The organism is Bordetella petrii, from assembly GCF_020991325.1.
Classification (GTDB): domain Bacteria; phylum Pseudomonadota; class Gammaproteobacteria; order Burkholderiales; family Burkholderiaceae_B; genus Bordetella_A; species Bordetella_A petrii_E.
Window position 1 is genome coordinate 1 of record NZ_JAJMLX010000072.1, and the last position, 18321, is coordinate 18321.

At 64.0% G+C, this 18321-nt stretch carries 23 protein-coding genes, 1 tRNA gene and 1 pseudogene; 12 read left to right on the forward strand and 13 right to left on the reverse strand.

What is annotated here, in order from left to right; all coding sequences use genetic code 11:
• Positions 1–159 precede the first annotated feature (159 nt).
• Positions 160–1326: a PepSY-associated TM helix domain-containing protein gene (locus tag LPZ50_RS09665; protein WP_230660592.1), complete on the forward strand. Its 1167-nt coding sequence runs from the start codon at positions 160–162 to the stop codon at positions 1324–1326.
• Positions 1323–1505, forward strand: a complete 183-nt coding sequence (locus LPZ50_RS09670) for a hypothetical protein (protein WP_230660595.1) — start codon at positions 1323–1325, stop codon at positions 1503–1505. The genes LPZ50_RS09665 and LPZ50_RS09670 overlap by 4 nt, the downstream gene beginning before the upstream one ends.
• Positions 1506–1520: 15 nt before the next feature.
• Here LPZ50_RS09670 and LPZ50_RS09675 read toward each other — a convergent pair whose 3' ends face one another.
• Positions 1521–2348 carry an aldo/keto reductase gene (locus tag LPZ50_RS09675; protein ID WP_230660597.1) on the reverse strand — a complete coding sequence of 276 codons (828 nt, stop codon included), beginning with the start codon at positions 2346–2348 and terminating at the stop codon, positions 1521–1523.
• A 118-nt stretch (positions 2349–2466) separates the two neighbouring features.
• A complete protein-coding gene (locus tag LPZ50_RS09680) occupies positions 2467–3219 on the reverse strand; it encodes an IclR family transcriptional regulator (RefSeq protein WP_230660599.1) in 753 nt (250 codons plus the stop codon).
• A 194-nt stretch (positions 3220–3413) separates the two neighbouring features.
• Here LPZ50_RS09680 and LPZ50_RS09685 point away from each other — a divergent pair, with 194 nt between their 5' ends.
• The 3 genes from LPZ50_RS09685 to LPZ50_RS09695 all read left to right on the forward strand — a co-directional run bounded on the left by LPZ50_RS09685 (position 3414) and on the right by LPZ50_RS09695 (position 6749).
• Positions 3414–4379: a Bug family tripartite tricarboxylate transporter substrate binding protein gene (locus LPZ50_RS09685; protein ID WP_230660602.1), complete on the forward strand. Its 966-nt coding sequence runs from the start codon at positions 3414–3416 to the stop codon at positions 4377–4379.
• A gap of 126 nt (positions 4380–4505) precedes the next feature.
• A complete protein-coding gene (locus tag LPZ50_RS09690; RefSeq protein ID WP_230660606.1) occupies positions 4506–6308 on the forward strand; it encodes an ABCB family ABC transporter ATP-binding protein/permease in 1803 nt (600 codons plus the stop codon).
• A 63-nt stretch (positions 6309–6371) separates the two neighbouring features.
• Positions 6372–6749 (forward strand): Rieske (2Fe-2S) protein, encoded by a 378-nt coding sequence (locus LPZ50_RS09695; protein ID WP_230660653.1) that lies wholly within the window; start codon positions 6372–6374, stop codon positions 6747–6749.
• Positions 6750–6755: 6 nt separating this feature from the next.
• On the opposite strand, the gene LPZ50_RS09700 is transcribed toward LPZ50_RS09695, so the two are convergent.
• The 5 genes from LPZ50_RS09700 to LPZ50_RS09720 form a co-directional block, all read right to left on the reverse strand.
• Entirely contained in the window at positions 6756–6971 is a 216-nt protein-coding gene (locus tag LPZ50_RS09700) for a hypothetical protein (protein WP_230660609.1), read from the reverse strand.
• Between the two features lie 67 nt (positions 6972–7038).
• Complete coding sequence (locus LPZ50_RS09705) at positions 7039–8145, reverse strand: AGE family epimerase/isomerase (protein WP_230660612.1); 1107 nt, start codon at positions 8143–8145, stop codon at positions 7039–7041.
• 140 nt (positions 8146–8285) lie between these two features.
• On the reverse strand, positions 8286–8498 hold the full coding sequence (locus LPZ50_RS09710; protein ID WP_012249539.1) for a hypothetical protein: 213 nt from the start codon (positions 8496–8498) through the stop codon (positions 8286–8288).
• Positions 8499–8680: 182 nt separating this feature from the next.
• Positions 8681–8896, reverse strand: coding sequence for a hypothetical protein (locus tag LPZ50_RS09715; protein ID WP_230660615.1), 216 nt, complete (start codon positions 8894–8896; stop codon positions 8681–8683).
• A gap of 310 nt (positions 8897–9206) precedes the next feature.
• Positions 9207–9455 (reverse strand): hypothetical protein, encoded by a 249-nt coding sequence (locus LPZ50_RS09720; protein ID WP_230660618.1) that lies wholly within the window; start codon positions 9453–9455, stop codon positions 9207–9209.
• A 122-nt stretch (positions 9456–9577) separates the two neighbouring features.
• Between LPZ50_RS09720 and hpaR the strand changes: the two genes are divergently transcribed.
• The 3 genes from hpaR (at position 9578) to hpaI (ending at position 11737) form a co-directional block, all read left to right on the forward strand.
• Positions 9578–10021, forward strand: coding sequence for a homoprotocatechuate degradation operon regulator HpaR (gene hpaR, locus LPZ50_RS09725; RefSeq protein WP_230660620.1), 444 nt, complete (start codon positions 9578–9580; stop codon positions 10019–10021).
• 101 nt (positions 10022–10122) lie between these two features.
• Entirely contained in the window at positions 10123–10923 is an 801-nt protein-coding gene (gene hpaH, locus LPZ50_RS09730; RefSeq protein ID WP_230660623.1) for a 2-oxo-hept-4-ene-1,7-dioate hydratase, read from the forward strand.
• A 13-nt stretch (positions 10924–10936) separates the two neighbouring features.
• Complete coding sequence (gene hpaI / locus LPZ50_RS09735) at positions 10937–11737, forward strand: 4-hydroxy-2-oxoheptanedioate aldolase (RefSeq protein WP_230660626.1); 801 nt, start codon at positions 10937–10939, stop codon at positions 11735–11737.
• A 59-nt stretch (positions 11738–11796) separates the two neighbouring features.
• Here the strand turns inward: hpaI and LPZ50_RS09740 are convergent, their stop codons facing one another.
• A complete protein-coding gene (locus LPZ50_RS09740) occupies positions 11797–12219 on the reverse strand; it encodes a hypothetical protein (RefSeq protein WP_230660629.1) in 423 nt (140 codons plus the stop codon).
• A 167-nt stretch (positions 12220–12386) separates the two neighbouring features.
• On the opposite strand from LPZ50_RS09740, the gene LPZ50_RS09745 reads away from it, so the two are divergent.
• A complete protein-coding gene (locus LPZ50_RS09745) occupies positions 12387–12584 on the forward strand; it encodes a DUF3606 domain-containing protein (protein WP_230660632.1) in 198 nt (65 codons plus the stop codon).
• Positions 12585–12602: 18 nt separating this feature from the next.
• Here the strand turns inward: LPZ50_RS09745 and LPZ50_RS09750 are convergent, their stop codons facing one another.
• A complete protein-coding gene (locus LPZ50_RS09750) occupies positions 12603–13700 on the reverse strand; it encodes an NAD(P)-dependent alcohol dehydrogenase (RefSeq protein ID WP_230660635.1) in 1098 nt (365 codons plus the stop codon).
• 420 nt (positions 13701–14120) lie between these two features.
• On the opposite strand from LPZ50_RS09750, the gene LPZ50_RS09755 reads away from it, so the two are divergent.
• The 3 genes from LPZ50_RS09755 to LPZ50_RS09765 all read left to right on the forward strand — a co-directional run bounded on the left by LPZ50_RS09755 (position 14121) and on the right by LPZ50_RS09765 (position 16230).
• Positions 14121–14423, forward strand: coding sequence for a type II toxin-antitoxin system RelE/ParE family toxin (locus LPZ50_RS09755; protein WP_230660638.1), 303 nt, complete (start codon positions 14121–14123; stop codon positions 14421–14423).
• A gap of 78 nt (positions 14424–14501) precedes the next feature.
• Positions 14502–14795, forward strand: coding sequence for an addiction module antidote protein (locus tag LPZ50_RS09760; RefSeq protein WP_230660641.1), 294 nt, complete (start codon positions 14502–14504; stop codon positions 14793–14795).
• Positions 14796–15387: 592 nt separating this feature from the next.
• Positions 15388–16230, forward strand: coding sequence for a hypothetical protein (locus LPZ50_RS09765; RefSeq protein ID WP_230660644.1), 843 nt, complete (start codon positions 15388–15390; stop codon positions 16228–16230).
• A 619-nt stretch (positions 16231–16849) separates the two neighbouring features.
• Here the strand turns inward: LPZ50_RS09765 and LPZ50_RS09770 are convergent.
• The 4 genes and pseudogenes from LPZ50_RS09770 to LPZ50_RS09785 form a co-directional block, all read right to left on the reverse strand.
• Positions 16850–16926 (reverse strand) — tRNA-Pro (locus tag LPZ50_RS09770).
• Positions 16927–17003: 77 nt separating this feature from the next.
• Positions 17004–17423, reverse strand: a complete 420-nt coding sequence (locus LPZ50_RS09775) for a MerR family transcriptional regulator (protein ID WP_230660647.1) — start codon at positions 17421–17423, stop codon at positions 17004–17006.
• A 59-nt stretch (positions 17424–17482) separates the two neighbouring features.
• Positions 17483–17812, reverse strand: coding sequence for an integration host factor subunit alpha (locus tag LPZ50_RS09780; protein WP_230660650.1), 330 nt, complete (start codon positions 17810–17812; stop codon positions 17483–17485).
• 15 nt (positions 17813–17827) lie between these two features.
• Positions 17828–18321, reverse strand: a pseudogene (locus tag LPZ50_RS09785) (phenylalanine--tRNA ligase subunit beta); the annotation flags it as partial.

Genomic DNA, 18321 nt, shown 5'->3' on the forward strand with positions numbered 1-18321 from the left:
AGCGCGCGGCCCATCGACGCCCCGGGCACGCTGGACTCCCGGCCGCTCTAAACCGGGCCCAGCGGCCCGCGCGGCACGGATGGCGGCCGGCCGAGACGCGATGAGAATCGCTATTGTTCGTGATATCGTGCAAGCTTCCGTCGATTTCCACCACGCTCCATGACCGCCGCCGCCACCGTCAAGACCTGGTATCTGGTCCACAAATGGACCAGCCTGGTATGCACCCTGTTCCTGCTGGTCATCTGTATTACCGGGTTGCCGCTGATCTTCCACCACGAGATCGAGCACCTGCTCGACGAAGGCAAGCCGGTGGCGGAACTTCCGGAAGGCGCGCCGCACGCCAGCCTGGACAAGATCGTGGCGCGGGCCCAGGCACTGTACCCCAAGGAATTCGTCGACTACCTGTTCATCGACGACCACGAGCCCCAGGCCTTCGTGGGCATGGTGCCCGAACCGGGCAAGGGAGTAGAGCAAGGCCATGCCGTGCGCGTCGACCTGCGCACCGCCGAAGTGCTGCACGACGGTCCGCTCTATTCCGAAGACCGCTTTTCGTTCATGGGCATCATGCTGGCCCTGCACGTGGACCTGTTCGCCGGCCTGCCGGGCGAACTGTTCCTGGGCCTCATGGGCCTGCTGTTCGTGGTGGCCATCGTATCGGGCGTGGTGCTGTACGGCCCCTTCATGAAAAAGCTGGAGTTCGGCACGGTGCGCGCCGCCCGCTCGCCCCGCCTGAAATGGCTGGACCTGCATAACCTGCTGGGCATCGTGACGCTGGTGTGGGCCTTCGTCGTGGGGGTCACCGGCGTCATCAACGAACTGTCCACGCCCCTGTTCCGCCTGTGGCAGTCGACCGAACTGCCGCGCATCCTGGCCCCTTACCAGGGCCGGCCCGTGCCCACCGACCTGGCGTCGATCCAGCGGGCCTCCGACGCCGCCATGCAGGCGCTGCCCGGCCGCGAGGTCTCGTTCATTTCCTATCCCGGCAATGCCTTTGGCAGCCCGCACCACTACGTCGTATGGCTGCGCGGCAATACCCCGCTGACGTCCAAGCTGAACAGTCCGGTGCTGGTCGATGGCGTCACCGGCGAACTCAGCGCGGTGGCCCGCATGCCGTGGTACCTGACGGCCCTGGAAGTCTCGCGTCCGCTGCACTTCGGCGACTACGGCGGCATGCCGCTGAAAATACTCTGGACCCTGCTGGACCTGGTCACCATCGTGGTGCTGGGCAGCGGCCTGTATTTGTGGATCGCACGGCGCAAGGCCAATGACGCGCGCGTCGCAGAGCTGGTGCGCCGCCACCAGCAGGCCTTGCGGAGCCCCGCATGAGCCGCCGCAAGCGTTTCCTGTTTGTCTGGGGCGCGCCCATCGTGCTGGGCGCGCTCAGCATTTTCGGCCTGCTGGCGGCCCTGCTGGGCACCGGGGCCTGGCACTGGGCCTCCTGGCTGTCGCTGACCGTGCTGCTGGCGGTCATCGCCAGGTACTGGTGCTTCCCGGCCCGGCCCTGACGGCGCCCCCGGGCATCAGCCGCTGAAGGCCTCGGGGTCGGGCCCCATCCTCGCGCCTTCCGGCAGGTTGTCGATGGCGGCCATATCGTCGGCCGACAACTCGAAATCCAGCACATCGATGTTGGCCCGGATGCGCGCCGGCGTCACCGACTTCGGAATCACCAGCAGGCCGTTCTGCAGGTGCCAGCGCAGCGTGATCTGCGCGGCGGTCTTGCCGTGCTTTTCCGCCAGCGCCACCAGCGTCTTGTCCTGCATGACCGTGCCCTGCCCCAGCGGGCTCCAGGACTGCGTGGCGATGCCCTGTTCCGCGTGGAAGGCGCGCAGCGCTTTCTGCGCGAAGCCGGGATGCAGCTCGATCTGGTTCACCGCCGGCACGATTCCGGTTTCGTCGATCAGGCGCTGCAATTGCGCCCGCGGGAAATTAGACACGCCGATCGAGCGGGCGCGCCCGTCTTCCTTCATGGCCACCAGCGCACGCCAGGCGTCCAGGTACTTGTCGCTGCCGGCCACCGGCCAGTGGATCAGGTATAAGTCCACATAGGCCAGGCCCAGCTTGCGCAGGCTGTCGTCCATGGCCTGCTGGGCCTCGTCGTAGCCATGCTTGTCATTCCAGAGCTTGGTGGTAATGAACAGCTGCTTGCGGCCCAGGCCCGATGCGCGCAAGCCTTCGCCCACGCCCGCCTCGTTGCCATAGATGGCCGCCGTGTCCACCAGCCGGTACCCCGCGGCCAGCGCCTCTTTCACGCAGCTTGCCGCCTCGCCATTGGGCACCTGCCAGACACCCAGGCCCAATTGCGGGATAGTGTTGCCGTCGTTCAGTTTCAGTACGGGGACTTGCGCCATGAGACCTCCGAATCAATAGGGGCTGGGTGCGAAAACGGCCCTTCGCACCGACGGGCTATGGCCCGATGATAGCGCCCCGACCCGCCTTGTTCCGAATCGGGCGCCTTTCCCAGGCGTATCAACGCGCCGCCGGCTGATGGGAAATGAAGCTGCACGCAGCGGCCAGCAGCCGCGCGCACTCGGCCATGCTGCCTTCCATGCGGTGCTTGGGGCCTGCCAGCGCGATGGCGAACGTTTCCTGGTTCACCACCAGCGAAGCCGCCACCGCCCACACCTCTTCGACGTTCTCGCCGCGCGTCTGGAAATAGCCCAGCCGGCGTCCCTGCTGGATATCGTCCAGCAGGGACTGGGCGTCGGTCAGCGTCGCCGCGGTCACCCCGGGCAGCGCCTGGCCGTGCAGCCAGGCCCGCAGTTCCGGGTCTTTCATACAGCCCAGCATGGCCTTGCCTATGGAACTGGAATGCAGCGGCTTCAGTTCCCCCGGCCGGGCCGAATAGCGTATCGAGTGGGCGCTTTCCACCACCTGCAGATAGATCACGGCATCGCCCTGGCGCCGCCCCAGGATCACGGTTTCGCGCGAGGTGTCGCGCAGGCGCTCCAGCACCGGCGTCATGCGTTCCACGAAGGGGTCCTTGTCGACGATGTCGCGCGCCACATCGTACATGCGCTTGGTGGGGTACAGCGAGCGCGGCCGTGTCAGCGAATACAGATAACCGCGCGCGGCCAGCGTGTTCACGATGGCATGGCAGGTGCTTTTGGGTAGCCCTGCGGTCTCGGCCAGTTCGGTCAGCGAAAGTGGACGCTGGCTGGCCTGGAAGGTTTCGTAAATGTCGAGCAGGCGCTCGATGGCGGTAACACTGGCGGCAGGCATCAGGAATTCCCATGCGCGCAATGCCGCCCCGTGTTCAGCCGGCTGAACAAATGCCTATGGAGACGGGGCTGTTGCGCGTGAATAGCGTAGTTTGTTCGAAATATAGAACATTTGTCCTTGATACAGAACCATAGGCATGTCTAGCATGCGGTACCCAAGGCCGGACACACACGGCCCAACCGATGGAGAGAGACATGCGTAAATTATCCTGGGCGGCCGCCCTGGCCCTGCCGTTCCTGCTTGCCAACCCCGCCGCCGCGGCCCAGGACTACCCCAGCAAGCCCGTCCATCTGGTCGTGCCCCAGACGCCCGGCGGCGCCTCGGATACCCTGGCCCGCATCATGGGCCAGCAACTGGGCCAGAAATGGAACCAGACCGTGGTGGTGGAAAACCGCGCCGGCGCGGGAGGCAATGTGGGCATGGAGTCGGTGCTGAATACCCCGGCCGACGGCTACACCCTGCTGATGAGCTACGTGGGCACCCAGGCCATCAATGGCGCCCTGTACACCAAGCTGTCATTCAACCCCGGCACCGATTTCGCCCCCGTGGCCACGCTGGCCACGCTGCCCTTCGTGCTGGTCACCCGTCCGGACGCCCCGTTCAAAAACGTGGACGACCTGGTACAGGCCGCCAGGAAAGGCAATATTACTTACGGGTCGGCCGGCAACGGCTCGGTGAACCACCTGCTGGGCGAAATGTTCAGCAGCGCCGCCAAAGTGCAGATGCAGCACGTGCCCTACCGCGGCGCCGCGCCCGCGCTGCAAGACCTGCTGGGCGGCCGCATCGACGTGGTGTTCACCAGCTTGCCGTCGGTGGCCGGCTCGCTCAAGAGCGGCTCGCTGCGGGCGCTGGCGGTCACCAGCGCGCGCCGCGCCAAGGCCTTTGCCGACATCCCCACCATCGCCGAGGCCGGCTTCAAGGATTTCGATGTCAGCCCCTGGTTCGGCCTGATGGCTCCCAAGGGAACGCCGGCCGACCGTATCGCCCAGATCAACCGCGACGTGAACGCCGCGCTGCGCGATCCCAAGGTGATCGACAGCTTCGCCGCCCAGGGCGCCGAACCCTACATCACCAGCCCCGAGGAATTCGCGGAGATCCTGCGGGCCGACGTCCAGCGCTGGAGCGAAGTGGTGCGCGCCTCGGGCGCCCGCGTGGATTAAGCCCCGGGGCATGCCGGGGCCACCCCCGGCATGCCCCCTGGCGGCGGCGGGCCTTTGCCGCGCTTGCCCGCAAGCTGGCCCATAATGCGGCCAGTGCCCCTCCGGGCAGCCGTTTACCGCCACCCCATGTCCACCCCCGATTCCCCCATCCCGCGCGGCAGCCTGGCCACGCTGCGCACCCTGCTTCCCTACTTGTGGCCGCCGGGCCGCACCGGCCTGAAAGCGCGCGTGGTCATCGCCCTGCTGTGCCTGCTGGCCGCCAAGGCCGCCGTGGTGTATGTGCCGATTCTGTACAAATCGGCCATCGACGAGCTCAGCAAGAACACCGGCGCCGCGCTGGCCGTGCCGGTGGGCCTGATCCTGGCGTATGGCGCGGCGCGGGTTTTCTCGCTGCTGTTCTCCGAATTGCGCGACGCCGTATTCGCGCGCGTGGGGCAGCATGCCATCCGCGCGGTAGGCCTGCAGATTTTCCGCCACCTGCATGCGCTGGCGCTGCGTTTCCATCTGTCTCGCCAGACAGGCGGCCTGACGCGCGCCATCGAACGCGGTACCAAGGGCATTCAGACCCTGCTGTCGTTCCTGCTGTTCAACGTGCTGCCCACGTTCTTCGAAATCGGCCTGGTATGCGTGGTGCTGTGGAAGCTGTTCGACTTCTGGCTGGCGGCCACCACCGCCCTCACCGTGGGGCTGTACCTGGCATATACCCTGGTCGTCACCGAATGGCGCACCAAGTTCCGCCGGCTCATGAACGAGACCGATTCGGAAGCCAACACCAAAGCCATCGAAAGCCTGCTCAACTACGAAACCGTCAAGTACTTCGGCAACGAAGAGCACGAAGCGCGGCGCTACGACGCTTCGCTCACGCGCTATGAACGCGCCGCGGTGCGCAGCCAGGTCAGCCTGTCGATCCTGAATATCGGCCAGGCCATCATCATCTCGGTAGGCCTGACCCTGGTCATGTGGATGGCCGCCAGCGGCATTGTCGACGGCCGCTACACGCTGGGCGATTTCGTGCTGGTGAACACCTACCTGCTGCAGTTGTACGACCCGCTCAGCTTCTTCGGATTCATTTACCGGGAAATCAAGCAGTCGCTCATCGACATGGAACGCATGTTCGAACTGCTGGGCCAGCAGCGCGAAGTGCGCGACCAGCCCGGCGCGGCCGCCTTGCGGCTGCAAGGCGCCGCGGTGGAGTTCCGCGACGTGGTATTCGGCTACGACGAACGTCGCCCCATCCTGAAAGGCGTCAGTTTCCAGATTCCCGCCGGCCGCACCGTGGCCGTGGTGGGTTCCTCGGGCGCCGGAAAATCCACGCTGGCGCGCCTGCTGTTCCGCTTCTATGACGCAGACCGCGGCGCCATCCTGGTCGACGGGCAGGACATCCGCGACGTCACGCAGGCCAGCCTGCGCGCCGCCATCGGCGTGGTGCCGCAAGACACCGTGCTGTTCAACGACACCATCCACTACAACATCGCCTACGGCCGCCCCGGCGCCACCGATGGCGAAGTGCAGGCCGCGGCGCGCCTGGCGCACATCCACGAACTGGTCATGAGCATGCCCGACGGCTACCGCACCATGGTGGGCGAGCGCGGCCTGAAGCTTTCGGGCGGCGAGAAACAGCGGGTGGCCATCGCGCGCACCATCCTGAAGAACCCGTCGATATTCCTGTTCGACGAAGCCACCAGCGCGCTGGACACGCACACCGAACGCGAGATCCAGGCCAATCTGCGCGAAGTCAGCCAGGGCCGCACCACGCTGATCATCGCGCACCGGCTATCCACTATTGCCGACGCCGACGAGATCATCGTGCTGGGCGACGGCCGCATCGTCGAGCGCGGCAGCCATGCCGCGCTGCTGGCGGGCGGCGGCCCCTACGCCGCCATGTGGGAGCGCCAGCAAAGCCATGCCGGCGACGCCATGCCGGCCTGAAGCCGGTTTGACACCGCCGCGCCTCCTGGCCGAATATCGCTTTCTTTTCCGCTTGCGCCCATGATGCCCAATACCCTGCCCCCCAACGCCGTGCGCATTTGCGCCAGTAGTGAACTGCACGACGGCGGCCTGGCCCTCAAGCGGCCGGCCGACGCGGGCGACGGCCAGGCCACGGTGTTTTTCGTGCGCTACCGAGGCCAGCCATACGGCTACCTGAACCGCTGCGCGCACATGGGGGTGGAAATCGACTGGGAAGGCAGCGTGTTTACACGCGCCGGCGATCTGCTGATGTGCGCGCGCCATGGCGCGACTTTCCTGCCCAACACCGGCCTGTGCGTGGGCGGGCCCTGTAAGAACGGCCGCCTGGTTCCGTTACTGGTGCAGGAACACGAGGGTGCGGTGTACTGGCTGCCCGGCGAGCGCATCCGGCCCCTGCCCTGAGGGCCGTCAAGGAGCCAGCTTGAACCCCAGGTCGGTGCCCCATTTGTCGGTTTCGCGCAGCCATTTGGCGCCGCATTCCAGGCAGCGGAAATGGTCTTCGCGGCACCCCTCGCGCCCTTTCTGGGACGGGTGGATGAACCCCTGGTGCCCCAGCGCCACATGCGGCGAGACCCCGGCCTGGCCAGGCGCGATCGCCTGGCATGCCACACACATGATGCTCATTGGTAACCTCAAGACAACGATAGTCAAATTGTAAAGTATTTGACCAATTGTTGTTTTGAGCCGGAAATCAGGCCCCCGGCAAGGCCGCGTAGCCGGTGGCCAGATGGTAGGGCGTGCTGGACGGCATATCGGTGCGCAGCAAGGCACCCCGCCCGTCCAGGCACTCGCGCCAGCCGCCCGGATGCAGGAAGCGGTCGCGCAGCGCCGCTGCCTGCGTGGCCAAAGTGTCCCAGTCGCCGCAGGCCGCCAGGTAGCGCGTGTATTCGGTCTGGGCCCAGATGCGCTCGCTGGCATCGCGCACGCTGCCGTCTTCGTGCAAGGCGGCACGCACGCCCGCCGTGCCGCCGGACACGCCGTGCTGGCGCGCCCAGTGGCACCCGCGCGGCAGGGCCAGCGCCAGTTCCAGCTCGGCAAATACCGCGGGCGCGCTGCCCAGCAGCACAAACCACTCAAACTGGTGGCCGGGCTCGATACGGTTATCCGGCGTGCCCACGGGCGCCTCGGCAATACATTGGCTGGGCGCATGCAGGAAGGCATCGGCCACGCCCTGGCCGATGCCGCGCAACAGCTGGGCAAACCAGGCGGGTTCGGCCACCCGCGCAGCGGCCAGATATGCCTCGGTCAGGTGCATGACGGGATTCTGCGCCGGCCCCAGGGTGGCGCGGCTCCAGTCGGCGGACATGGCCGCGTGGTACAGGCCGTCGGCCCGGCGAAACTTCGACTCGATCTGCTCGGCGGTCTGCAGCAGCATCTGCCGCGCTTCGGCGCGGCGCGAACGTTCAAAATACGCCGCGCACGCGAACACCACGAATGCATGCGTGTATAGATCCTGCGTGTCGTCCAGCACACGCCCTTCCGGGTCGATGCTGTAGCGCCAGCCGCCATGCTGCGCATCGCGAAAGTGCCGCAGCAGCGCCTCGAACAGGATGTCGGCATGCCGGGCGTGGGCGGCATCGGGAGCGCAGGCATACACATACAGCTGGCGGGCGCAGGCCATGGCCCGGTAGCGTTGCGGCACCAGCGGCAGGCCGGTGTCGCCGGCCAGAGATTCGTAGGGCAGGCCCATGCGCTCGTTGAAGCCACGGCCCATCCACAGCGGCAGCACCACCTCGCGGAAATGCCGGCGCAGGGCCTGGCTGGTAGCAGAAAGCTCGGATGAAACAGAAACTGCCATGAGTGCGTGGCGCGAAGATAGCGCGCGCCCAGAATGACGAAGCAGCGACGATAACCCGGATTCATGTCGCTGTCGGACCCTTGCGTCGACCAGACGTCATGGGGCGCGCGCAGCTTGCGGGAATTCCGCCAGGAATGCCGTCAGCGGAAGATATTCTCCTCGACCCAGTTCTGGGCGAAGATCTCTGCGCGATCGCGCGCCTCGTGCAACGATGCGCAATCGCCCAGATATGAAAAGGCGGCATCGACTTCCGTGCCCCCTTCGGCCGTTACCGTCAGCAGTACACCGTATCCGCCGGTATCCATGGCCGCTGTGGATACGTCGATCAGTACTTCCTGGTCATGATGCTGCATGGCTTCCTCCCAGTCGGTTACCCAAACGCGTGAATCCACGCGTGGCGCTGGCGGGGTCCATTTATCAGGTCCGCATGACATTTGGACTCGCGGGTGCCACGCAAGTTCATCTTACCGGTGAGCTGCGCCCGGCGATACCGGGCATCCCCTAGACGTCCGCTGCGCGGACCCCGGAGAATTCCCTAACCCAGGTGGATGGCCCCGGGGGATTCCATGCGCAGGGCCAGGCGGCCCTTGTCGGTCAGCACCAGGCTACCCTGCTCTGTTTCGCGCACGCAACGCAATACCAACAAACCGTCGGCAATATGCGTGGGAACCAAAGAACGCGCCACGCCGGCGTCGTCGCCCTCGGCAACGACCTGCAGCCAATGGGCGAGTTCACCTTGCTGGATTTTCATGCGCGCCATAAGTGGGTAAAGCGTCAAAATTGCGTAGGGATACGATAGCATGCGGCCCGGTCGCGTCCCGGCCGCTGCCCCCCGGGGCACCGCTACACTATTGCAAACCATTGCACCCGACGCCGCAACGAATGTCCGGCGGCCGGCCTGCCGGACAGGGAGACGCTGAAACGAATTTGTGCTTGCGCCGCCGGAACTGCGGCGCTACATTGAAATCGCCGAGCGTTCTGACACCCATGCGTGCGAAGCCCGGCAAGAGCGCCCCAGACTCGTCCTGAGCTGGGGCGCTCTTCATGGGCGCCCCGCATGCTCAGTGGCTGTACACGGGCTCGCCCGATGCCCCCACGCGCTTGATGCTCTTGAGCAGCCGCCCCGCCTGCCGCTGCGCGTCGGCCAACTGGCTGCAGGGTTCCCAGTCGGGCACCCGCCAGACGCGCTCGGTGTCGATATGCCCTTCTCTATGGGACGTGACCACAAGCTGGTACAGTCCGCTGCTCAACTCGACCACGTCGCAATGGATACGGTATCCGCCCATGCGCACGCCTTTTGCGATATTCATAAATATCCCCCGAGCCGCAAGAATCGGTCATATCTCGAGCCTATTGATCAAGTGCGACAACGATATTTCAGCGCCGTCCCGGTCTTGCCTTCCCGCCCCCCTGCCTTGCTAACATCGCCCGCATGAGCCATTTCCATCATCGCAATCTGCCCCACCTGCTGCTGCACGCGCGCGAGGCGCTGATGGCGCATTTCCGGCCGCTGCTGAACCGGGCCGGCGTCACCGAGCAGCAATGGCGCGTGCTGCGCACGCTCAGCGACGCGGGCCCGATGGAACCCAACCAGATCGCCGCCAGTTGCCAGATCCTGCGTCCCAGCCTGACCCGCATGCTGCTGGGCATGGAACAGGCCGGCCTGATCGCGCGCGCCCACTCGCAGGCCGACCAGCGCAGGCAGGCCATATCGCTGACAGCCAAGGGCCGCAAGTTGATTGAACAGATGCGCCCGCTGATCGATGCCCGCTACGAACTGCTGGAACAGGCGGTCGGTAAAGATCGCCTGGAACGCCTGTACCGCGACGTGGACGAGGCCATCGAACGGATCAGGCGGCAAGCGCCGCCTGCGTGACGGACCACGCCACTTGCCGGCAGGCCATGGATTCCGCATAATAGATAACATGTTAACTATTTGATGCCGAGGCCACGCCGCCCGGCAACGGAGACTCCCCGATGCTCGACGCTTCCACCATCCAGGCACTGGCCGCGCGCCTGCACCAGGCCGAACGCGACCGCACCCAGATCCGCCAGATATCGCTGGACCACCCCGGCATCACCATCGACGATGCCTATGCCGTGCAACGGCAATGGCTGGAACTGAAAATCGCCGAAGGGCGCAGCGTCAAGGGCCACAAAATCGGCCTGACTTCGCGCGCCATGCAGCAGGCCTCGCAAATCGATGAGCCGGACTACGGTACCCTGCTCGATGACATGTTCTTCGGCGAAGGCGAAATCCCCGGCGATCGCTTCATCGTGCCGCGCCTGGAAGTCGAACTGGCATTCATCCTGGCCAAGCCCCTGCGCGGGCCCGGCGTCACCCTGGCGGATGTGTACAACGCCGTGGACTATGTGGTGCCCGCGCTGGAAATCATCGACGCGCGTTCGCACCAGATCGATCCCGATTCCAAACGGCCGCGCAAAGTGTTCGACACCATTGCCGACAATGCCGCGAATGCCGGCGTGGTCATGGGCGGGCGCCCGGTGCGCATGCATGAGGTGGATCTGCGCTGGGTGGGCGCCATGCTGTCGCGCAACGCTGTCATCGAAGAAACCGGCCTGGCCGCCGGCGTGCTGAACCATCCGGCCAACGGCGTGGTGTGGCTGGCCAACAAGCTGGGGCCGCGCGGCGTCACGCTCGAACCCGGCCAGGTCATCCTGTCGGGGTCATTCACCCGGCCCGTCTACGCGCGCCCGGGCGATACCTTCGCCGTCGATTACGGCGCGCTGGGTTCCGTCAATTGCCACTTCATCTAGGCCACGCCCCACCATGGATATCCTGACCAATCACTTCAAGCGCGCCCTGCGCGACGCCCGTCCGCAAATCGGCCTGTGGGCTGGCCTGGCCCACCCCTACACCGCCGAAATCTGCGCCGGCGCAGGCTTCGACTGGCTGCTCATCGATGGCGAACATGCGCCCAACACTCTGCAGACCATGCTGGCGCAATTGCAGGCCATGGCTCCGTATCCCACCGCCGCCGTGGTACGGCCGGCCTGGAACGACTTCGTGCAGATCAAGCAGATACTCGATGCCGGCGCGCAGACCCTGCTGGTGCCCATGATCCAGTCGGCCGAAGAAGCCGCCGCCGCGGTGTCCGCCATGCGTTATCCGCCGCACGGCATACGCGGCTTGGGCAGCGCGCTGGCGCGCGCCTCGCGCTGGAACCGCATTCCGGACTACCCGCAGCGCGCCAACGATGAAATGTGCCTGCTGGTGCAGATCGAAACGCCGCAGGGCCTGCACGCGCTGGACGATATCCTGGCGGTGGAAGGCGTGGACGGCGTGTTCATCGGCCCGGCGGACCTGTCGGCCAGCATGGGACACCTGGGCAACCCCAATCATCCGGACGTCGCCGCCGCCATCGACGATGCCATTGTCCGCATCGCCAAGGCCGGCAAGGCCCCCGGTATCCTGCAGGGCGACCGCGCGCTGGCGCGCCACTACCTGGAACTGGGCGCCACCTTCGTGGCCGTGGGGGTGGATGCCACGTTGCTGGCGCGCGCGGCAGAGAACCTGGCCGCCGATTTCAAGCAGACCAAGGCGCCCGCCGCCCACGGCGGCCCTTACTGATCAACCCGCTGATCTACCCGTGCAATGCCTGCCGGGCGCACCGGCCCGGCAGGCATTGATCACGAATGGCCGCTGGTGCGCGGCACCACGGGCGTGGCGCCCGCGGCGCCCGATTCCATCAGTTTGGACGCGCAGAGATCTGCCGCGCCGTCCACGGGGGCCTTGGCATCGGCGAACGTCACCCAGCCGCCCTCTTCTATCAACGTGTCGCGCTTCCACGAATCAGCTTGCTGCAGCGCCGTCAATGCGGCCTGGGCGTCGGGCGCCGCCATGAAACGGTGCGCGCAAATTCCCGCGGCTAGTTGGGCCACCGCGGCCTGGGTGGACGTTTCGGCCTGTTTGGCGGCGGTATTCGAGGTAACCCAGCCCCCGGCGGTGAAACCGACAACCATGGTTGCCACTGCTGCGCCCACGCATGACCACAACCAGATCGTCTTGCTGGGTTTGTACTCGCTCCAGGCCTTCATAGGGCTATTGGACATTGTTTTCTCCTTGATGGTTACGACCGCGACACACGCCTGCGGACGCGACTCACTGTAGAGCAGTCGGCGCCGCTAGTTAGGACGGAATTACCCTTACTTGATGTAACTGCGCGGGGCATGCGGCTTGCTGCTGCACACGCGCAGCCACCACTACAAGGGAGAACCCGATGACTGATGACCTGAACAACCGCGGCCCGCAAGACACCCTGCGCGTGAATGTCAGCGAAGCCTGGGAGCGCCGCTACTGGAGCCAGAAATTCGGCGTCACAGCAGAACAACTGGAAGAAGCCGTGCATCAGGTGGGCAACTCGGTGGATGCGGTGCAGGCCTACCTGGCCACGCCGGCCACCGGCCGTACCAGCTGAGCGCGGCGGCGCGGCGCGCTATGGCTTGACCGCCACTTTCAGCACGTTATCGCGCTGGTTGGCGAACAGTTCATAAGCAGCCACGATGTCGTCCAGCGGGTATTCATGCGTCACCAGCAGGTCCAGGTCGACGCGGCCCGATGCCACCACGTTCAGCAGGCGCCGCATGCGTTCCTTGCCGCCCGGGCACAGCGCCGTCACGATGCGGTGATCGCCCAGGCCGGCCGCGAACGCGTCCAGGGGAATGCGCAAGTCTTCGGAATACACACCCAGGCTCGACAGCGTGCCGCCAGGCCTCAAGACACGCAGCGCCGCTTCGAAGGTAGCCTGGGTACCCAGCGCCTCGATCGCTGCGTCCGCGCCGCGCCCTCGTGTCAGGGCCATGATCTCCTGGCGCACGTCGCATTGCGTGTAATTCAAGGCCACGTCGGCGCCCATCTTGCGGGCGATGTCCAGGCGATGGTCGTTGCCATCCACGGCGATGATGGTGCTGGCGCCCAGCAGGCGGGCGCCGGCCGTCGCGCACAGGCCGATCGGCCCCTGGGCAAACACCACCACGATGTCGCCGATGCGGATGCCGGCATTCTCGGCCCCCTTGAAGCCGGTGGACATGATGTCGGGGCACATCAGCACCTGTTCGTCGCTCAGGCCGTCGGGAACGGGCGCCAGATTGCCCTGGGCATCCGGCACCAGCACGTACTCGGCCTGGGTGCCGTCGATGATGTTGCCGAAACGCCAGCCGGCGGTCGCCTTGTAGCCATGGCAGGCGCACAGGCCGCGCGGCACCAGGTAGCTGCCGTCCTGCGAAGGCACGCCGTCTTGCGCGGCATACGAATTGAAGTTGGGGCAGATGGCGCCCGCCAGCACCCGCTGCCCTTCCTGGTACCCCTGCACGGCGCTGCCCAGCTTCTCGATGATGCCCACCGGCTCGTGCCCCACGGTAAGGCCCCGCGCTACCGGGTATTCGCCCTTCAGGATGTGGATATCGGTGCCGCAGATCGTGGTGGTGGTGATGCGCAGCAAGGCATCATTGGGGCCCACGTCGGGGATGGGTTTGTCGGCGAGTTCTATGCGGCCCGGCTCGACGAAGATGGCGGCTTTCATCATGGATGTCATGGAGATCTCCCAGGGAAAAAACCATCACACTCCAAGCCCGCATGCGAGGCAATACCGCGGCGCGCGCGGCCTTGCGGCAAGACAAAAAGCAGATGAAAACAGGCCGGAAAATGATAAGGCCGTTAGTGATTGCTATCACTAACGGCCTTGGAACTGCTGGTCGGGGCGGCGGGATTCGAACTCGCGACCCCTTCACCCATGCTTGCCAGCGGTTTGAAAGTACTTATTTATCAATAATTTTGACTGACTATTGGTGCTCTACCCTACTTAGTTATGGGTAACAATGGGCTACCGAGTCCCCGCAAACCCCACAACGGACATAGCTGGGACGTTCGAGAATACTTGCTTTATTGTAGCCACGTGGCTACACTCTTTCTCACGGACCTGTTAACCGACCATGCGCTGTAAAAGGTTATATCCGTGAATATAGAAAAAACTATCCAAACGACAGATGTATTTGATCGTTTTGCAGCAAATTTGAAGGATCTGGTAGGACGCGCTCGAATCCAGGCTCGGATTCGACGCCTGGCCGAAGGCAACCCGGGCGACCATCGGAACTTGAAGAAGGGCGTCACTGAAATGCGAATCGATTTCGGCCCAGGCTATCGTGTTTATTACACGGAGCGCGATAAGGGTACGATCGTTATCCTTCTGGTGGGTGGCGACAAAGCCTCTCAACAACGGGATATTGACCTTGCCTATGATTTGGTTGACCAACTGTAATACGGCCAGCCAGTGCCCGCGGCGGCATCACTCGCTGCTGCGGGATTTTGCTCCTGTCGTCATCAATGAGGCAGACTTATGAAAAAGTTGCACATCCGCACGTATGACATCGCAGAACACTTGCGCACGCCAGAAGAAATGGCACTCTATCTTGATGCATGCATCGCTGAGAGTGACGGCGACGCAGCGTTCATTGCAAAAGCCTTAGGCGACATCGCTCGGGCCCAGGGTATGACCAAAGTGGCACGGGAAGCAGGCCTGTCACGAGAGAGCTTATATAAAGCATTGTCGGGCGAACGGGAGCCTGAGTTTTCAACCATTCTCAAGGTATCTCGCGCGCTCGGCTTGCGACTGCACGCAGCCACAACCTGACACACTGCCCCGCCCTACTTGTTTGGTCACTCGCGCGATACCGGCCCTGAGGGCGAAACAATCCGGTCTAGCAGTTGGACAAGTTCGGAGCCGGCTCCATCACCCAGGCCGTTGGCGGTGCTAGTTTCGGGTATTCGGTCGTGGGTAGTAGGACAGCCTGACGCGCCCCTGGCGTATACACTCGGTGTAAAGCGGTTCGCGGTCGGACAACTTGGCTCGAAGGCGCTGCAGCTTGCGGCCCGTAATGCGCTTGTCGAACCGCCGCCTTTGACCGACCACACCGCCGGCCGGCGCTTGGCTTGTCGCACCAGCCCGAACCGTCACAAATCAAGGCCGGGCAAGGTTTGGGCGATTCGGTAGTCCTGGAGTACTTCTGCCCTACTGGGATTACGATGCGGGCCACAACGCGAAGGGGGGCGGTGACTTTGCGGCAGGCCGATCCCAGCTATGGGGCTGCCAAACACTGCAGACCAAATTGCCGAAATGAAACTTGATGATACACAATTAGGCAACAGCAGGTGACGTACAGGATCCGGGCATACAGGCTCTGAAGCGCCTCATCCTGTCGTTTGAACAGCCACCTGGAGGCATTGTGCCCAAACAAAAGGTTCGGTGCTGCATCACTGCTGCCAGCCGCCCGAGAAGCCTCTTCACTATCGAAGAGAGGCCCAACGGTGACCTACTGATCGCCATCACGTCTGCAGCTCGATCCCGGGAAATTGGCGGGGTAAGCACAAACAAACAAGCGCCGATACGTGAGCAGCGCATATCAGTCCACCGATCCACCAACAGTCCATACAAGATCACCACCATCAAACTTACTCGCATCCTGCAAGACGGCGAAGAACACATCGCACCACACATTACTTCTGCAATTCGCGATCAGGCCAATTGGGCCTATCTCTTTGCGTCCCGGCGTCCGGATCTGGCTCTGAATGAATACGATGCATCTCAACGGGATGGCGCTCGGTGGTCACTGGGTTCGTATAACCCTTTACGGTTTACGCTTTTCTTTAGCGTCCTCGTATCGGCGCCGCACTTGCGCTACAAATCTCCGTCCGGGGCGAGGTTAAATTCTTCCACATACCAGTTCGAGCATTTCGCTGTAACTGCTCTCTGGACCTTCCTGGCCGTGCCATCCACACCCAGCGCCATGACAACTTTCAATATGACGCTGGACCCAACGGGAATGCCGCCAACAGTCCGCGAAGTGATGACTCCAAATCTCGAAGGCTGGTCGGATGAGCAAATGCCAACGTTCTTTTTCGCAGCCTTAGACATACTGGTTCGCGATCTCTGGGCTTATATCCCAAAGGCATTCCCTAGGCCGATGGCTTTGTACTACCAATCGTTTTTTCGGCTGGGCTACTTTCCAAGCGGAGTGGCAGACAAGCCGGTACACAATACACTAACTAAGGCTGGCCGGAACGCCTAAACCTTGAAAAGAAAAGGCCCGGCACGGCGGCCAGGCCTTCGTTTTCAGCGTGCGATTGTCGCAAGCTCCGCTGGAATGTACACGACTCCAGCGACCCTGCATGCCTGACTGAATACGCTGGAACCGCTGGGCCGCGCCGCCTTGGCTGCACAGAAGCCAACCGATTCGCATTGCCACCAATCGGGGTCCAATGCCGGTCCGTCGAGAGAGAGCGTAATCCCGAGGAAATCGGGCGCCTGCTGTCGCCGAAACTGATCGAAGCCTATACAGATCGAAGGCCCTTAGCCATGGACGACTCATGTCAGGTCAAATTCTGGGCGCATGGACACATCCCCTGGGGCGCATTCATTGAAGCATTGGAGCCCCACATTGATAAATGTGGGCGCGACATCCCGCATTGGGTGATCGTCCAGGCACCGGTGTGTCACCTCTATCAGCGTGCCGTGCTATGCCGGGGCTCCATTATCAGTAACACGCAGTTTGTCCATCACGACAAACCCAGCCGTGGCGCGTATCCGGTGACGTTCATGGACCTCTTTTCCCCTGCGCACCTACCTACGAAGTCCCCATAAAGGGAAAGGCCGTTAGTGATTGCTATCACTAACGGCCTTGGAACTGCTGGTCGGGACGGCGGGATTCGAACTCGCGACCCCTTGCACCCCATGCAAGTGCGCTACCAGGCTGCGCTACGCCCCGAAAGAAAAAGAGTATATCAGAACTAAAAAAAACCTGCACCGAATCGTGCAGGTTTTTCATGAGGGGCGCGTGTTTTATTAACCCGCCTGCGGCCCAGGCGCTGGTGCCGCCGCACTCGAGCCCAGGGCTTCGCCCAGCATGCCCGACACATTGGCCAATTCGGTGCGCAGGGCCTGGATTTCCGCCCCGCTCAGGCGCACGGCGGCATCCTGGTCGTGCGGGGTGTCGCGCGCATCGCCCAGGCGGTTGCGCGCGCCGCTGATGGTAAAGCCCTGTTCGTAAAGCAGCGAGCGGATGCGGCGGATCAGCAGGACTTCGTGGTGCTGATAGTACCGGCGGTTGCCGCGGCGCTTGACGGGTTTGAGCTGGGTGAATTCCTGTTCCCAGTAACGCAGCACGTGCGGCTTGACGCCGCAGAGGTCACTGACTTCGCCAATCGTGAAATAACGTTTGGCGGGAATGGGTGGAAGCGCAACGGTGGGTTCGGGACGAGTCATGGGGAATGATTTTATGCTGTGATACGCCGTAAGCCGATAACAATTGCCGACAAAGGGTATCACTCCCCGCCGTTGTCGGCACCGGGCGGCTCTGCCTGCTCGACCACGCTTTTCAGTTTCTGACTGGCGTGGAAGGTGACCACGCGGCGCGCCGCAATGGGAATGGTCTCGCCTGTCTTGGGGTTGCGCCCCGGACGCGGCGGCTTGTTGCGCACCTGGAAATTGCCAAAGCCCGACAGCTTCACCGAATCGCCGCGCGCCAGGGCATCGCGGATTTCTTCGAAAAAAGTGTCGACGATGTCTTTGGCTTCGCGCTTGTTCAGCCCCACCCGCTCGAACAGCAGTTCGGCGAGTTCGGCCTTGGTAAGGGTACGCGGCTCGGCAAGCATGGTTGTCCCCTGGGTTCAAGTACGCTGGCGCGCGCCATGGGCGCCAGCCAACGCCTGGTTGATGCGGGCCAGGCAGTCGGTGACGCGGGCCTCGTCCAACGTGACTTCAGTGTCCTGTAGCCAGAACCGGAAGGCAAGGCTTTTTTCGGTGATGGGACGGCCGTCCTGAGGTTTGTCGCGCCACACGTCGAACAGGCGCACGTCCTGCACCACGGCCAGTTGCGGGTCGGCCGCGATGGTGGCGGCCACCGTGTCCAGCATGGCCTGGGCGCTGACGGGCAGATCGACCCACAAGGCCAGGTCGCGCACCACCATGGGCTGGCGCGACAGTTCGCTAACCTGCGGCAGGCAGCCTTGGGCCAGGGATTCGGCGTCGAGCTCGAACACAACCGGCGCATGGGGCAGATCGGCCTGCTGCGCCCAGCGCGGGTGCAGTTCGCCGATCCAGCCCACCGGCTGGCCGGCCAGGTCGATGCGGGCGCTGCGGCCGGGATGCAGGGCCGGATGCT

Coding starts and splice junctions, on each gene's coding strand:
- hpaH (WP_230660623.1), top strand. CDS start 10,123: ATGCTCGACGCTTCCACCATCCAGGCACTGGCCGCGCGCCTGCACCAG.
- LPZ50_RS09705 (WP_230660612.1), bottom strand. CDS start 8,145: ATGGCAGTTTCTGTTTCATCCGAGCTTTCTGCTACCAGCCAGGCCCTG.
- LPZ50_RS09715 (WP_230660615.1), bottom strand. CDS start 8,896: ATGAAAATCCAGCAAGGTGAACTCGCCCATTGGCTGCAGGTCGTTGCC.
- LPZ50_RS09690 (WP_230660606.1), top strand. CDS start 4,506: ATGTCCACCCCCGATTCCCCCATCCCGCGCGGCAGCCTGGCCACGCTG.
- hpaR (WP_230660620.1), top strand. CDS start 9,578: ATGAGCCATTTCCATCATCGCAATCTGCCCCACCTGCTGCTGCACGCG.
- LPZ50_RS09670 (WP_230660595.1), top strand. CDS start 1,323: ATGAGCCGCCGCAAGCGTTTCCTGTTTGTCTGGGGCGCGCCCATCGTG.
- LPZ50_RS09775 (WP_230660647.1), bottom strand. CDS start 17,423: ATGACTCGTCCCGAACCCACCGTTGCGCTTCCACCCATTCCCGCCAAA.
- LPZ50_RS09780 (WP_230660650.1), bottom strand. CDS start 17,812: ATGCTTGCCGAGCCGCGTACCCTTACCAAGGCCGAACTCGCCGAACTG.
- LPZ50_RS09665 (WP_230660592.1), top strand. CDS start 160: ATGACCGCCGCCGCCACCGTCAAGACCTGGTATCTGGTCCACAAATGG.
- LPZ50_RS09685 (WP_230660602.1), top strand. CDS start 3,414: ATGCGTAAATTATCCTGGGCGGCCGCCCTGGCCCTGCCGTTCCTGCTT.
- LPZ50_RS09680 (WP_230660599.1), bottom strand. CDS start 3,219: ATGCCTGCCGCCAGTGTTACCGCCATCGAGCGCCTGCTCGACATTTAC.
- LPZ50_RS09760 (WP_230660641.1), top strand. CDS start 14,502: ATGAAAAAGTTGCACATCCGCACGTATGACATCGCAGAACACTTGCGC.
- LPZ50_RS09700 (WP_230660609.1), bottom strand. CDS start 6,971: ATGAGCATCATGTGTGTGGCATGCCAGGCGATCGCGCCTGGCCAGGCC.
- LPZ50_RS09710 (WP_012249539.1), bottom strand. CDS start 8,498: ATGCAGCATCATGACCAGGAAGTACTGATCGACGTATCCACAGCGGCC.
- LPZ50_RS09675 (WP_230660597.1), bottom strand. CDS start 2,348: ATGGCGCAAGTCCCCGTACTGAAACTGAACGACGGCAACACTATCCCG.
- LPZ50_RS09745 (WP_230660632.1), top strand. CDS start 12,387: ATGACTGATGACCTGAACAACCGCGGCCCGCAAGACACCCTGCGCGTG.
- hpaI (WP_230660626.1), top strand. CDS start 10,937: ATGGATATCCTGACCAATCACTTCAAGCGCGCCCTGCGCGACGCCCGT.
- LPZ50_RS09750 (WP_230660635.1), bottom strand. CDS start 13,700: ATGACATCCATGATGAAAGCCGCCATCTTCGTCGAGCCGGGCCGCATA.
- LPZ50_RS09740 (WP_230660629.1), bottom strand. CDS start 12,219: ATGTCCAATAGCCCTATGAAGGCCTGGAGCGAGTACAAACCCAGCAAG.
- LPZ50_RS09720 (WP_230660618.1), bottom strand. CDS start 9,455: ATGAATATCGCAAAAGGCGTGCGCATGGGCGGATACCGTATCCATTGC.
- LPZ50_RS09695 (WP_230660653.1), top strand. CDS start 6,372: ATGCCCAATACCCTGCCCCCCAACGCCGTGCGCATTTGCGCCAGTAGT.